The 15,409-nt window shown below is 43.0% G+C and carries 11 protein-coding genes; 6 read left to right on the top strand and 5 right to left on the bottom strand.

The features are described from left to right. The first annotated feature begins 47 nt into the window (after positions 1–47). From ACFGVS_RS17685 to feoB, 6 genes are all read left to right on the top strand, one after another. Complete coding sequence (locus ACFGVS_RS17685) at positions 48–962, top strand: hypothetical protein (protein WP_439694940.1); 915 nt, start codon at positions 48–50, stop codon at positions 960–962. A gap of 344 nt (positions 963–1,306) precedes the next feature. Next, positions 1,307–2,419: a hypothetical protein gene (locus ACFGVS_RS17680; protein ID WP_090640251.1), complete on the top strand. Its 1,113-nt coding sequence runs from the start codon at positions 1,307–1,309 to the stop codon at positions 2,417–2,419. A gap of 212 nt (positions 2,420–2,631) precedes the next feature. Then, positions 2,632–3,012: a glycine cleavage system protein GcvH gene (gcvH, locus tag ACFGVS_RS17675; protein ID WP_090640254.1), complete on the top strand. Its 381-nt coding sequence runs from the start codon at positions 2,632–2,634 to the stop codon at positions 3,010–3,012. Further along, positions 3,012–3,407: a VanZ family protein gene (locus ACFGVS_RS17670; protein ID WP_439694938.1), complete on the top strand. Its 396-nt coding sequence runs from the start codon at positions 3,012–3,014 to the stop codon at positions 3,405–3,407. The genes gcvH and ACFGVS_RS17670 overlap by 1 nt, the downstream gene beginning before the upstream one ends. 318 nt (positions 3,408–3,725) lie before the next feature. Further along, complete coding sequence (locus ACFGVS_RS17665; RefSeq protein ID WP_090640265.1) at positions 3,726–3,941, top strand: FeoA family protein; 216 nt, start codon at positions 3,726–3,728, stop codon at positions 3,939–3,941. A 12-nt stretch (positions 3,942–3,953) separates the two neighbouring features. Further along, positions 3,954–6,068: a ferrous iron transport protein B gene (gene feoB, locus ACFGVS_RS17660; protein WP_439694936.1), complete on the top strand. Its 2,115-nt coding sequence runs from the start codon at positions 3,954–3,956 to the stop codon at positions 6,066–6,068. Between the two features lie 223 nt (positions 6,069–6,291). Here the strand turns inward: feoB and ACFGVS_RS17655 are convergent, their stop codons facing one another. The 5 genes from ACFGVS_RS17655 to ACFGVS_RS17635 form a co-directional block, all read right to left on the bottom strand. After that, a complete protein-coding gene (locus tag ACFGVS_RS17655) occupies positions 6,292–7,104 on the bottom strand; it encodes a hypothetical protein (RefSeq protein WP_439694934.1) in 813 nt (270 codons plus the stop codon). A 209-nt stretch (positions 7,105–7,313) separates the two neighbouring features. Next, the gene (locus tag ACFGVS_RS17650) at positions 7,314–8,564 is read right to left on the bottom strand and encodes a DUF4998 domain-containing protein (protein WP_439694933.1); all 1,251 of its coding nucleotides are present in this window, start codon (positions 8,562–8,564) and stop codon (positions 7,314–7,316) included. A gap of 38 nt (positions 8,565–8,602) precedes the next feature. Next, positions 8,603–9,808, bottom strand: a complete 1,206-nt coding sequence (locus ACFGVS_RS17645; protein ID WP_090640280.1) for a DUF5000 domain-containing lipoprotein — start codon at positions 9,806–9,808, stop codon at positions 8,603–8,605. A 39-nt stretch (positions 9,809–9,847) separates the two neighbouring features. After that, entirely contained in the window at positions 9,848–11,824 is a 1,977-nt protein-coding gene (locus ACFGVS_RS17640) for a RagB/SusD family nutrient uptake outer membrane protein (RefSeq protein ID WP_274210421.1), read from the bottom strand. A 19-nt stretch (positions 11,825–11,843) separates the two neighbouring features. Then, on the bottom strand, positions 11,844–15,335 hold the full coding sequence (locus tag ACFGVS_RS17635; RefSeq protein WP_439694930.1) for a TonB-dependent receptor: 3,492 nt from the start codon (positions 15,333–15,335) through the stop codon (positions 11,844–11,846). Between the last annotated feature and the right edge of the window lie 74 nt (positions 15,336–15,409).

Raw genomic sequence — 15,409 nt, 5'->3', positions numbered from 1 at the left:
ACACCAGCCGTTTTAAACTGTATTTAAACTTTAAATAATTAATTGCTATGGAAAATCAATATGGGCAACCACCTAAGAAAAATTCAAACGTAATTTATTTTCTGATTGTGGTGGTTTTGGCTTTGTTAGGTACTGATGTGTATTTGTACCTGCAGAAAAATAAGTCGGACGTGCGGATAGTTACCCAACAGGACGAACAAACCAAATTAAAAGCAGACCTGGATAGCCTTGAACACCAGGTTGAGTTGGTAAATGCTGGAAAGGCCAAAATGTCGGCCGAAATGATAGCCAAAAATGACTCATTAAAAGAAAAAATTAAAGTTTTAAGAGTGCAATTGGCCAAGGGTAAGCTTACTAAGGCCGAGTTGGTAAAAGCCGAAGAAGATGTTAAACAACTGCGTTATTTTGTAACCAAATACACTGCCGATATTGAAGAGCTGCATAAACAGAATGCCACGCTCACAACAGAGCGGGATACGCTGAAGAACAACCTGGCCACGGTATCAAAAAAAGCAGATACCCTTACCAAGCAAAACCAGGATTTGGATGCCAAGGTAAAAGTGGCCCAGGCGTTAAAGCTGGCCACATCAAATATTGTGGCCTATAAAATAAAGGGGAGCGGTAAAGAGGTTGACGTAACCCGTGCCGGGCCTGCCAAAAAGATAAAGATTAATTTTACAGTTGCCAGCAATACATTGGCCAATAAAACCATGCACGATATTTACGTGCGCATTATTGACCCTACCGGCAACCTGATAACCGCGCCCGATGGCGGTACTTTTAGCGCCGATAACGCCGACCTGCAATACACTTACAAAACAGCCATCGATTTTAAAGATGATGGCACCGAGTATACCATTGATTGGGTTAACCCAACACCTCCGTTTGTAAAAGGCACATACACCGTTTTGCTTTATGCTGATGGCAGTACTATGGGAAAAACAGGTTTTACACTGAAATAAAATTATTTTATTTAATTAATGAAAGCCCTGTTCCGGATGATGGAACAGGGCTTTTTTGATTTAACAGGGGTGGATGCCTGTTATAAAATATGGTTTTGACTATGCAGTTTAAATCATGAGTATTCAAAGCAAAATCGTTCTGTTTTGATTAAACAACGGTTATTGCCGGTGCGGTATCGGCATTAGGGATTTAATCACATTTGGTCTGATTTTCAATGAGATAGTGTAGTGTTTTGAGCGTATAATCCGTAAAAATACCTTTGTGATAACGTAGTTTTACGTGGCAATATTCACCCGGGAGCGACTAATTTTACTTAGTCAATTAAATCTAAAGCCCTGCAATTATGGATCGCGCCATCATCGAAAGAGACCAAAGACAACGTGAAAAAATATTACCGGTACTTTATTTTTGTTCAACATTTTTTGGGCTTGGGTTTATAAGTGCGCTTATTTGGGCGCATAATGTGCAGGCGGCCATGACGGCGGTTGAGTGGATTATCGCCTGTACTATTAGCGGCGGTTTCGTTGGGTTCCTTTTCGGCGTCCCCAAGGTAGTGCAAAATGCCGGCACGCCCGCTGGTACCGAAAATTACCGCCAGCAAGTTAATACCAATCTTTCTGATATATCAGATTGGCTTACCAAAATAATAGTTGGTTTGGGGCTGGTAAAGCTTACCAAAATTCCACCGTATTTAAAAGGCATAGCGCAGGCCTTTGCCACGGGCCTTAATGAAGCAGGTAAAACCGAAGCGCCCACTGCTATGGCTTTTGCATACGGGCTTGTTATAGGTTACTTTGTGGTTGGCTTTTTGTTTGGTTACCTGGTTACCCGCCTTTACCTGGCTGCCGAATTCAGGGAGGTAGATAAGGCTGCTACCCTAACCGAACTAAAAAATCAAATTGATACAGCACAGGCAAAAATTGAAAACGTAGAAGCCGGGCAGTCTATGCTTACCCAGTCGCTCATTCAGAACGCGCCGGCCACGGTTGCAGGCGATAAACAAGCCAACCTTGACAACCTTAAGGCGCAGGCAGATGCCTATATGAATATCCAGTCTGGTGATTATGGTACCCGTGTGCGCCTGAAAAATGCCAGCGCGGGCAACATGGCTGCTTATGCATTAACCAATAAGATTACCAAGGATGAGATCCTGGAGCTCAACGCTACATCCTTTAACCAGGGGCTTATTGTGGCGCTTGCAACGCTGATCATCGCCAAACCCGAACCCGGCGACCTTGATCGTTTGCTGCAGTACGCAGACCAGGTAACCTGGAAACACGTAGAATACCGTGTGCTAAATGCTATTAGCCAGTTAATGGCTCAAAAACTTATTAAAAACGCGGATAAGAGCCGGGTTAATAAACTCCTTGACCTATACCGCAAAAATGCCGATACTTCTATACTCGACCGAATAAAAATCCTAAGTGCCCAGGTGACGGATTACAGCGAGAAATAGTAACCTGGTATACGGTTGACCCTTTAACGATACTGCCGGAATTATTAGGTAGTATTTAGTCGGAAGTCTTAAGCCCAAAGTCGAAAGCAGGAAAATCATACCCGAGACTTACGACTAAAAACTTTCGACTTAATACTTCTGCCTCCCAATAAATCTTTAATTATTGCTATAGCCTAATTTTTATTATTTTTGGGCACATAAAATTTAACAACATGAATTTTCCCGCTGAATTAAAGTACACTAAAGACCACGAGTGGATAAAAGTTGAAGGCAATGAAGCTACAATTGGCATTACCGAATTTGCGCAAAGCGAGCTTGGCGATATTGTTTATGTTGACATTGCATCCTTAGGGAAAGAAGTTGCTAAAGATGCTGTTTTTGGCACCGTTGAAGCTGTAAAAACAGTGTCAGACCTGTTTATGCCTGTTACCGGTACGGTTACCGAAATTAACCCTGCCCTTAACAACCAGCCCGACCTGGTAAACTCTGATCCTTACGGCGAAGGCTGGATGGTGAAAATAACAGTTGCCGATGCTTCGGAACTTGAAAGCCTTTTATCTGCCGGCGACTATAAATCTGTCGTTGGCGCTTAATGAAAGCAACACTAAAATATCAGGGGTCCGCAATTTTGTGGGCCTTATTTATTTTGATAATTTGCTCGGTTAACATGGGGTCGGCAGGCGACTCACCTATGTTTTTTAAGGGCTTTGATAAGCTTACACACACGGGTTTGTTTTTTACATTGGTTGTATTGTATTGCAATGGAGCCATAAGGCAACAAAACCCAACGACATTATCGTATACACGAGCGTTAATAATAATTATAGTCGCGATTGCCTTTGGTGGTTTAATTGAAATATTGCAATGGGAGTTTTTTACATGGCGCAGCGCCGAATGGAGCGATTTCTTTTGCGACGGGCTGGGTATATGTATGGGTATTTTTGGTGTTATGCTGACAGTAAGTGCAATGGGTAATGAAAAAAAGTAAACTAATCATTATAGGAGCGGCAGTCCTGCTCGTTGGTTTTTCATCATGCGGTATCTTCAAAAAAGGATGCGGTTGCCCAACGTTTGGAGTTATCAACATTCATTACAATTTGAAAATTTGTTAATTAACTCTGTTGAGGGCTGCGCCGTTTGAAGATTTGAAAATGTCGTGCCTTGGCATCTTTTTCGACTTTACATCATCCCAAAATCATTTTCAAATTTTCAAATCCTCAAATTTAAAAATAATCTACGACGACAAGGTTTCTTTATTTGGATTTAATATAAATAAGCTTACATTTGCTCAGGTTAATTTTATACGATGACACTTTCACAACTTGAAGTAGGCGAAACAGGAATTGTTAAAGAATTTACCGACCTTGAAATGTCGGTTAAATTGATGGAAATGGGATGTTTACCGGGTGAAGAAATTAAAATTTCGCGCATAGCGCCCCTTGGCGACCCTATAGCTATTCACGTTTCGGGCTACCAGTTAAGCCTTCGTAAATTTGAGGCCTCCACTATTATTTTGCAGTAGTTTTTGTAAGCATTGAAAGCCGATATAAGAGTTGCGCTTGTAGGAAACCCAAACACCGGTAAATCAACTCTGTTTAATATTTTAACCGGTCTTAATCAAAAAATAGGAAATTTCCCAGGGATTACGGTCGACAAAAAAACAGGTTTTTGCCTGCTGCCCGATGGCCGTTCCGCCGAAATCATCGATTTGCCCGGCACCTACAGCATCTACCCCAAAAGTAAAGACGAATCTATTGTATTTTCTGTTTTGGCCGATAAAGCCAAAGACATGGTGCCCGACTTAATTGTGGTGATCCTGGATGCATCCAACCTTAAACGCAACCTGCTGCTGTATACCCAGATAGCCGATCTGAAAATTCCGGTTGTAGTTGCCCTCAACATGATTGATGTATCCGAAAAAGCGGGTATTAAAATTGATGTAAACCTGTTTGCACAGAAGTTGGGCGTACCTGTGGTGCCTATATCGGCCCGTAAAATAAAGGGGATTGATCAGCTTAAAACAACTATCGCTTACGCCAATAAAGTTGCCCTGCAGCAAGATACCATTGATGTACAAGCTATTGCTCCCGGACTTATAGCGCAAATACAAAACGAGTACAAAATAGATAATCCATATTTTGCCCTGCAGCTGGCCCACCAGCACGAAACGCTTGGTTTTTTAACTACCCGGGAAAGTGAGCGTGTTGAACAGCTGGAAAAAGAGCATTCTTTCCATTCGCAAAAAGCTCAGGCTACTGAAACCATTGCCAGGTATAATTTTATAAATGATTTGCTATACGATACGGTTAAAAAGCCGGAAACAGCCCATGACGAAACCGTAAGCAATAAAATAGATAAAGTATTAACGCACAAAATATTCGGCTTTATAATATTTTTTGCCATACTGTTGTTCATCTTCCAGGCTATATTTTCCTGGTCGGCTTATCCGCAGGAACTCATCGGCGATTTGTTTTTGTGGATGCAAAACGCCATAAGCAAGGTGTTGCCGGCTGGTCCGCTGGTTAGTTTATTGGTTGATGGCGTATTGGCCGGCCTAAGCGGCGTGTTGGTTTTTGTACCCCAGATAGCCATTTTGTTTGCGCTGATATCGATATTGGAAGATACGGGCTACATGTCGCGTGTTACGTTTATGATGGATAAGGTGATGCGTAAAGTTGGGCTTAACGGAAAATCGGTAGTGCCACTTATTGGTGGCTTTGCCTGCGCCGTGCCATCAATTATGAGCACCCGTAATATCGAAAACTGGAAAGACAGGATGATTACCATCATGGTTACGCCATTGGTAGCCTGCTCGGCCCGCTTACCGGTTTATACGTTATTGATTGCCCTTGTGGTACCCAACCGTAACGTTTGGTGGCTTTTTAACCTGCAAGGCCTGGCGTTAACAGCTATGTACCTGCTCAGTATCGTCTCGGCTATTACTGTTGCCTTTGTAATGAAATTTATACTGAAGGCCCGCGAACGCGGCTATTTTATTATGGAGCTGCCCGTTTACCGCATGCCCAGGTGGAAGAATGTGGCATTTACGATGTATGACAGGTCTAAAACGTTTGTGCTGCAGGCCGGTAAAGTGATTATAGCGGTATCTATTATATTATGGGTATTAAAGTCATACGGCCCAGGCGATAAGTTTGCACAAATAGATAAAACCTACAGCCAGTCCCGGTATACCAAAACCATGACAGCCGATAGCCTGAGTAAAGTTATCGCATCCGAGAAACTGGAAAGCTCCTATGCCGGCGTTTTTGGCCATGTAATTGAACCCGTTATTAAGCCCTTAGGGTTCGATTGGAAAATAGGGATAGCCCTCATCAGCTCCTTTGCCGCCCGCGAGGTTTTTGTGGGCACCATGGCCACTATTTACAGCGTAGAAGGCGACGCAGATAAGATGGAATCTGTTCAGCAAAAAATGCATAGCGCCACCAACCCCGATACAGGCAAGCCTGTATTTACTTTGGCCGTGGCTTTTTCACTGATGATGTTTTATGCCTTCGCCATGCAATGCGCCAGTACAGTGGCCGTGGTATACCGCGAAACCAAAAACTGGCGCTGGCCCGCGGCGCAATTTGCTTATATGACGGTGCTGGCATACTCGGCCAGTTTTATTGTTTATCACTTGCTGAAATAGTTTTTTTGGCTTATAGTTGATAGATCATGGTTCATGGCTGCTCTTCGTTCGCCCGTGGGCTTCTACAATGCTGTTGAGTTAAGAGATTTCCGCACAAAGATGGCAGTGGCGCAAAAGTGATTTGCTTATTTTTTCTGGCGTTGTGGCCGGGAATCGTCTTTTAAATTTATTACCCCAAAAGATGGCCCCTCACTGGCAAGAAAATGCTTGAATACAAAGCAGCCTAATTCAAGTTTACCCAAAGTTCAATAAGGCCGTTTCGCGTTTTGTAATTATTTACCTTTTGTATTTTAATGTTTAGTTTTAAAACGCTTTGCACATAGGCCTGGACTTGTTTTGCGGCGTTTTCATCCGAAGTATAAAAATACCGGATGGAGTTTTGAAACGGGAATTTTGTAATGGCCTCAATTCCGGGGGCATTAAAACCCTTGTCATTTAATTCTTTTTGTAAATTCCCGGCCAACGCAAGGGTGTTGTCATTACGGTTGTTCACCTGGATAAAAACGGTAGCTTTTGCGGGTATAAGCGTTAGTTTGGCCCATGATTTATCGGTAATGTTTTGTACAATGCTCTGCGTGTCCTTAACTGCCATTTCGTTTTTTAATGGCGTTACAACGGCTGCCTTGCTGTTATAGTCGTCAATCAAAACCTTAACGGCATTATAGGTAGCGGTATCGCGTTCTTTAACAATGGCAACTATGGTGCGCATGGTACTCCGGTCGCTTTGTACTTTGTCCTCCAAAAAATTTTCAATTATCCTTGCGCCTAAATCTGCAATTAATTTGGGATCTCGCTCCCCGATGGTACGGTTTAAGGTAATAAGGGCGACATCGCTTTTTAAATGAGATGAATCCTGCGTAAGCAGGTCCTGCATTAACGATTTGGTAAACTCGCCATATTTTAATGAATTATCTATCTCCTGCTGTTTAAGTTTATTGGTGCTGTCTAAAACAGATAGCACACCAACAAGGATGGTCCCTCCCAGTATTTTAACAATAATATCTACGTAATCCAGCCAGTCGCGTTTAGTTTCCATGGTAAGGTGATTAAGGTGTAAATAAAAGATAAACAGTTACTTAAGGAGGACATAAATATACGTGTAAAATTCAATAAGCAAGGTGTTGATTAAATTTGCCATTGGGGTTTTACAGATACCCGGTTTTCCCTTCATCTTAAATTAAAATAAACAAAAAGCCGCCCCATAATTACTTATGAGACGGCTTTATCATTAATAAAAACCAGGGGTTAGTTTTTATATAATTTGATACTAAATACCTGGAAATAGTTGCCGGGGTTGCCGTTGCCTACAATGTTTCCTAAAAATCCGATTGATACAACCTGGGGGCTGGTAAGTGTAAACGTAAAACTTCTTGTTTCCCTGGAACTTGGGCTTGTTGCGCCTACGTTGGCGCTGTTATACATACCCACATAACCTAATGCTGTAGAAAGATTAGCAAGTACCGGGAGGCCGTTGCCGCCTGCTGCCGCTACACAATAAACCGTTGAATTAGATTGAACTTCTGAATATGCATCAAATGAAACAATATAATTTCCGGCAGGTAAGGCCGAAGAAGTAGGCTGATAAAGGATGCCATTTACAACAGGTGTATTGTTCCAGGTTTCCCAGTTAATAACGCCGCCGGCATCTGAACTATAGCCACCGTTAACGCCGTTATCTTTGTTTTTGGCGGCTGCATTTGTAATCCATGGCGCGGCAAGGGTACCCCACCTTCCGTCAAAGGTAGCCCTTTGAAAGGGGCTGCTTACGTTTGATAAATAAATGCTGGTTACCTCGGCCTTTACACTGTGGGTTTGATAATCTACATAAAAAGTATCAATAGCCGTTTTGTTTGGCTTAAAGGCTGTGCGATAGCTAATAGAGCTCCCTGCTTTAAATTTAGGCAGGGATGTGCTTAAGCCTGTTGGCACTGATGTTATTAAGGTATCATGCTGTTTGCTGGCAGCATCGGTGAACTTAATCTCCATCGAAATCAAGCCGTCGTCGGCATTAACATCGGCCCAGTTAATCAGAGCCGATCCATCATTTTGTAACTCGGCCTTGGCTATGCCGCGGTTAATGAGCGAGCTTTGGTACAGGCTGCCGTATACGTTTCCGGCTAAGGTAACCGGGATAGATATATGCCCGGCGTTATCATACGTACGAATCTCGAAGGTCATTACACCCTCTGGTAAGCCGGGAATATATAGCCTTGCGGTGTCAACGCCCGATGTACGGGTTACGGGTGTAACTATCGAATCCTGCTTGCTGTTCCAATACACCGTGTACTTAACAATTTTAGGATCGGATGTAAAAAGCCCGGTTAATAGCACCCGGTTTTTGCCCGAAAAAACCTGTACCGAGTCGAGCTTGCCCGGGTATATGATCGGGCCGTTGGGCTCGTATTTCTTTTTGTAATCATCCATTTTAGTGCAGGCGCTCATAATAAATGCGGTTAACACTAAAAGGAGGTATGATGCTTTTTTATAATGTTTCATGATCAAAATTTAATTGAAAAAATGTTTGCAAACATTTACTACTTTCCAAATAGGGTAAATTCACTGATACTCATAAAGTATGATCCTGTCCAGTTGTGCAGGCTCCTGATCCTGATATACCGGTATGCGCTTATCCCCGCCGGAAAATCAAAGCCCCAGCCATCATGTGCATATTTGTAATCGGCAGCTGTTTCGGTACCTGATGGCGACCCGGATGGCTTTACAATATTGCAGGTTAACAGTTTGGTCCATGAACCATCTAAGGCACCGTTTACATTAGGTGTGTTTGATCCCCATATTTCAAAATCTTTTAAGTTACCCCTTACGTAGTATACATTACCAATCTCCAGGAACGGGTTCATTATAAAACGGCTCAATATTCGTTGCTTGCCTAAATCAAACGTTACCATTTGCGGGCTGCTGGCGCTTTCAACGGTAAACAAGCAATTTGGCCAGCCACCGGTAAAATTACCATCCCAAATTTTAGTAAGATCGGTATATGAATACAGGTTGGTAGCGTCGCCAGGCAATACATAAGGCGACCAATCGGATTTTGAAAACTGCTCTTCGTAAAATGGTGTAAGGGTTAAAAACAAAGTGTCGGAGCGGTTTAAAAACCTGTCTCTTACAAAAAACGCGTATTTCCTTTCAACGGCAGGCTGCCCTCTTACAGCTGCTTTAATTAAAACGCTGTTGCTGTAAATGTTGTCCATTCCTTTTGGCTGCACAAATAAACCATTATTAGCTGTATCAACCATTGGTACAATAGCCAGATTGTCTTTGGTAGAGTTATCGCAGGTTACATTAAAGCCTCCAAAAGTAGCCGTTACTTTAAGCGACCGGAAGGCCAGGATGAAGGGTGGTGTTAGCGGGTTAACGGTAACAGTAACCGGGGCTGATGCCTTTTCGCTCGAGTTTACAGCATATAGTTTTACTACGTGGGCCAGCGTATCGCCAAAGCCGTCAACAGTTAATGTGTTGGTATAGTGCGATGCCACTACTTCGCGTGTTTTACCAGGAGCTATTTCATAAACAGCTCTTACATAAAAAAGGTCGGGATCGCCGGGCAGCGTGTATGTTAAGCTGGCTGCGCCGTTTTGGTTTTGTACCTGTACGTTGCTAACAACGCCGGGGGCATTATTATTGGTTATGGTAGCTTTATTGAGTGTTTCCTGCTTGCAGCCGGTTACCATTATTGCTAATAGCCCGATATAGAAAGCCACCCGTAATTTCATTGTTTCCATTTTAATGTTTTTATTGTTAAACATATTATTGCTATATATTTACCAGTTAGGGTTTTGCACCAGGTTTTGATTAACCAACAGGTCGCTTTCCTGTATTGGCCATAAATAATCGCGCGGGATTACAAAATGCCTCGAAAAGATTGATCGTTCACGATAATACAATTCGGGCGAATTTTCATTTATAGTCCATCCTGTTACGTTTCCATTTAGCTCGGCACCAGCAGTTTTCCAGCGCAACAAATCCCAAAAACGATGGCCTTCAAAGCAAAGCTCCAATGAGCGTTCACGCTGAATGATTGATCGCATCCCTTCCTTAGTAGTGTACTTGGTTGGGTTGATGCTATAGTTTGTCCATGATTCCTGTACGGTAGGTAAGCCAGCCCTTGCCCGTATACGGTTTACATAGGTGTATACATCGGCTACCGGCCCCTGGGCTTCGTTTAATGCTTCGGCATAAAGCAAATACAAATCAGAAAGGCGCATTTCGGGCCAAGGGTAATTCAGATAGGTAACTGTTGCCCACTCATAATGCCAGTTAAGCGCTTTTTTCATATAAAAGCCGGCAATGGGGATAGGCGAGGATTGGCCTACTTCGGCACCGCGGGCCTTCATCCACCAGGTATTTTCGTCGGTTTTGGTAGGGCTATTAGCCATATACCATACACCACGGTCAAACCCAAGGTCGGCATAGTAACGTGGCTCACGGTCAAAATTCAACCGGGCAGTAGTTTCGCCTTCTTTAATGTTAAAGCGCTCGTCGTGAGTACCAACACGCAATTGCGATATATTGCTGAAATCAAGTGTTTTATCTTCATTAATAGGCACCCCGTTTTTAGTATAAAACATTTTGGCCATTTTTATAGTGGGCCCCATTAAAGGACGGTTAGCCGATTTTGCAGCATCCGCATTATTAAAATCATACTGGCCTGCACACATCGACTGGAAGAATGAATTATAGTTGATATTATTATCGGCAGTTAAGCCCCATATCAGTTCGTCGTTCCATTTTTCGCTCATCGCGTTCCTGATGCTCATTTGCGTCATGGTAGTTTGGCTAAGCGGCAGGGTTGGTGCAGGGAAAGTGTACAACTGTATGTTTTGCGCCTCGCAAAAATCAATGGCTGCTTTACAGGCATCAGCCGCCAACTGCCATTTTTGAGCACTGTAGGTAGAATTAAATAGCTGCTCGCCATCTTTATTCTTGAACGAATTGTAATCGGGGTTACCATTAAACAGCGGGCTTGCGGCAGTTACCAATAATTTTGCTTTCATGCTTAAAGCTGCAGCTTTGGTAACGCGGCCCAGTTCGCTGCCTTCGTTCCTGATGGTTAGGGGCAGTTTTGCTGCGGCCAGGTCATATAAACCGGCAATATAATTTACTACTTCATCAACCGGGCGACGTTTTACCCTTACCTCATCTATCGATGCATCAATTGGCAGGTTTTTATCGATAATAGGAATTGGCCCGTAAGCCCTAAACAGCTGGAAGTGATAAAAAGCCTTCAAAAACTGTGCTTCGGCTATCCAGCGTTCGCGGGTGTCAATGTCAAGGTCGCGCACCTTATTAAGGTCACTTACGTTCTCAATAAAAACGTTACAATCGCGTATGGCTTTGTAGTTTGCCGCCGCGTCGCGGGTGCCGTTCATATAATTGGCAATGGGGTCTGATGAGTTTTGATAACCCCTTGGCAACTGCAATACGTTTGTTGGCCGGATGTGCCCTGCAGGGTCTTCTACCCAAACTTCATCGCCGGCTGTAAGGCCTACGTTATAGGTAGGGTCGGTTTCAGTAGGCAGGTATGAGTAACAGGTAAACAAATACTTTTCTGCCTCGGTTTTTGACACGAAAGCGTTGGCTATTGTTGATACGTTATCAGGAACAACATCCAGGAATGATTTTTTGCATGACGATGCCGGCAAAATTATCATTAAAGCCACCGATAGCAGGGCGATATACCCTTTAGGTGCGGGGCTTAATACTGTATGCTTAATTTTTTGTATAAAATTACTTTTCATATAATTGATTTGAAAGCTTTTAAAATTCTACCCTTAAGCCCAGGTTAAACACCTTTTGAATTGGATATCCCAGACCTGAAGTTCCCATTTCGGGATCCCACAGTTTAAAGCCGGTTACGGTTAACAGGTTTAAACCGTTTGCATAAAGGCGTGCGCTTTTCATACGGATGCCTTTAAGCTGATTTTTTGTAAAATTGTATCCAATTTCTGCCGATTTTAACCTCAGAAAAGAGCCATTTCGCAACCACCATGTTGATGTTTGTGTATTATTTTCCTGGATAGTACTGCTTAAGCGCGGCCAAAAAGCATATGGGTTCCGGTTATCTTCTGACCAGTGATCATTGGCTATAGAGCTCAGCAAACCGCTTTGATTGCCAGAGTTGAGGCCGGTACTTGACTGGTATCCGTTAACCAGGTAAAAGGGCGAAATATTGGCAGAGTTGATGATAAACGATGAGCGGGCCGACCCCTGGAAGAACGCGCTTACATCGAAGTTTTTATATCCGACAGAAAAACCAAAGCCATAAATAATCTCGGGCACAAGCGGATGACCAATCGGCACTACATCTGAACTGGATATTTTACCATCGCCATTCATATCGCGGTATTTAATATCGCCGGCTTTGTAGTTGCCAAAACTTTGAACCGGTGAGTTGGCTACATCTACGTCGTCAATAAATAAACGCTCGGCAACAAGGCCATAAATCTGGCTTAATGAATTACCCACCCTGCTCAGATATTTTAAGTTATCGCTATATACCGGCTCTTCGTTTTTTAACAGTTTGCTTTTAGCGTAGGTAAGCGTTCCGCGCGATTGGATCCAGAAAGAGTTGGTGAAATTTTTCTTGTAATCCATGGCAACATCAACGCCTTTGCTTGATGATTTACCCGCGTTTGACGATATGTTGGCCTGTAAGCCCATAGAAGTAGGGATAGTGCTTCTCACCATTAAAATGTTATCCCGTTTGTTTTGGTATGCATCTAAGGTTAAACTAAAGTCTTTTGCAATAGTTAAATCCATACCTATATTGGTTTGCCTTGATTGCTCCCAGGTAATGTTTTGGTTTTCATAACGGTAGGTAACCACACCAGGCCTGCTATAGGTATAATTGGTACCAAACTGACCGTTGCTCCCGCTGTTTAAGTTAACATCCGACAGGTAGAAAAACCTGTCGTTTGCCGATCCGATCTGGTCGTTACCCACCAAGCCATAAGTAAACCTGAATTTAAGATTATCGATGGTTGAAAGCATTGGTTCAAAAAACTTCTCGTTTGATACAACCCAGCCGGCGCCCACTGATGGGAAAAACCCAAAACGGTGGTTACTGGCAAAACGCTCGGAACCATTATAGCCAAAGTTAAACTCCAACAGGTAACGGTTATCGTAACCATAAGTAAACCTGCCCGATACACCCTGGTTACGCGATGGCAACGATAACTGTAACGTTGGCGCATTAGCAGTAAGATAATTACGCATGGTACCAATTAGCAAACCGCTGATGGCGTGTTTCTCGGCAAATGTGCGGTTGTAGTTTATGGCTGTTTCTATATAAGTAGTAGCGTTGGATACGCTTCCCCCCGGGCTATAGGTTAAATACTCGGTTGGTGTGGCGCCTATGCTTCCCGATGACCCGTCGTTAAGTAATGTCAAGCCGTTAAATTGTCCGTTCAGTACATTTGATTGATAATAATAAGGGCTATACTGGCGTGCCACGGTGAAGTACGAATAGCGGGTTGTATAGGCCATAACCCTTGCAGATAAGCCTTGGGTAATAAAATCAAACTTTTGGTTTAAATTTAATTGTGCGGTTAAAGTACTGGTGTTTGAGCTTTGAAAGCCTGAAAGCGACTGTGCATAAGGATTGACATACAGGCCGCCACTTGGAATAATAGCATTACCAAACAGGGGGTGGTTTACATAGGGTAATAAACTGCCTGGGTAAATAGCCGGAAAGGCTACCGGGTTGCTCCATAAAGCATTTAAAAATGTAAACCCGCCGCCACTTATAGGGCCATGATAGCTATCAAACTGTCCTTTTAAACTAACTACAACTTCGGTAGTTTTGGTTAGGTTTAAGGTGGTATTTGATAAAATGGAGTATGATTGCAGCTTAATATTATTGCTAAAATTATTGAGGCTATTTTCGGCCAGGTTACCATTGTCAATATTATAGGTCATGGCGAGGTAGTACTTAGCCTTTTCGGACCCGCCATTGGCATTCATGTTGAACCTTTGGTTGCTTGTTTTGGTTTTTATCAACTGTTTTATCCAGTTATTGCTGGGGTATAACAGCGGGTCGTCGCCATTAGCTGTATGGTCGATTTTGTTTTGCGAGTAAGGCAGGGCGCCCAGCGGATTACGGGTAAGTACCGCCTCGTTGGCCAAAGTCATATAAGCAATATTATCGGCCAGGTCGATATTCTTGATGTTTGACGAAGTTGAGTTTTCACCGCGCACATTGAATTTCACTGCGCCCACATCGCCTCGTTTAGTGGTTACCAATATTACACCGTTTGCACCCCTTGCACCATATAATGATGAAGCAGTAGCATCTTTTAATACCGAAAAACCGGCAATATCATCGGGCTGTAACCGGGCCAGATCTGTAGTTGATGATTCTATACCGTCAATTAAAATCAGCGGGTCAACTTTACCGGCACCAAAGGTACCAACACCGCGTATAAAAAATTGGGCATTATCAGCGCCCGGTTCGCCGCTGCGCTGGTAGGATATCATCCCCGGCACAACACCGGCAAGCATAGTGGTAAGGTTACTTGAAGGGCCTTTAAGCTGCTTGGGGCTTATAGTGGTAATAGAGCTCACTAAGCTCGCCTTTTTCTGAGTACCATACGCTACGATGGCAACCTCCTCCAATGCGGTTTTATCGGTACCAATGGTTACATCTAACACATAAGTATCATTTGATGGCTGGTAGTTGTTTAAATCAAATTCCTGAGTTTTAGATCCTACAAATGAAAACGTGATAACAGTTTTATCAGTTCCTTTTAAATTGAGAGAATACTTACCGTTAACATCTGACTGGGTACCTATGCCGGTACCTTTTACTTTAACACTTACGCCTGGCAAGGTAAGGCCTTTTTCGTCGGTAACAGTTCCTTGCACCGTTTTGGGCAATGGCGCCTGCGCCGGCTCTTTTTTGGGAGTTGCAGGGACTGGTTTTTCGGCCGCAACTTTTTCAATTACGACAAGCTGATCGCGTAATACATAACGCAGGTTTTTGCCTTTTAAAAGAAAAGTGAAAACATCCTGCACACTGGCATTTTGAAAATCAACGGTAACCAGTTCCCGGTCGTTTAATAAATTGTTGCTGTAAAAAACTGTTAGCCCTGTTTGTTTTTTAACGGATTGAAACACATCGGCCAAGGTGATATTTGCCTTTTTGAGTGTTATAGGCCCCGGATTTTGCGTTTGTGCGTGACAAAATTGGGTGCCCCATAAAAAAATAAAAACAGGCAGTAGCAGCCGCCGGTAAAATAAAATTTTCTCCATAGTTATTGGGTTTATAATTGGGTTTGTACTAAAGACCGCTTCTGAGAAAAATGGGTGAACAGAAATTAAAAAAA

The organism is Mucilaginibacter sediminis (assembly GCF_051903035.1).
In the GTDB taxonomy this organism is placed as follows: domain Bacteria; phylum Bacteroidota; class Bacteroidia; order Sphingobacteriales; family Sphingobacteriaceae; genus Mucilaginibacter.
Note: the sequence above shows the minus strand (reverse complement) of the source record. Positions and strands in the feature narration are given on the sequence as shown.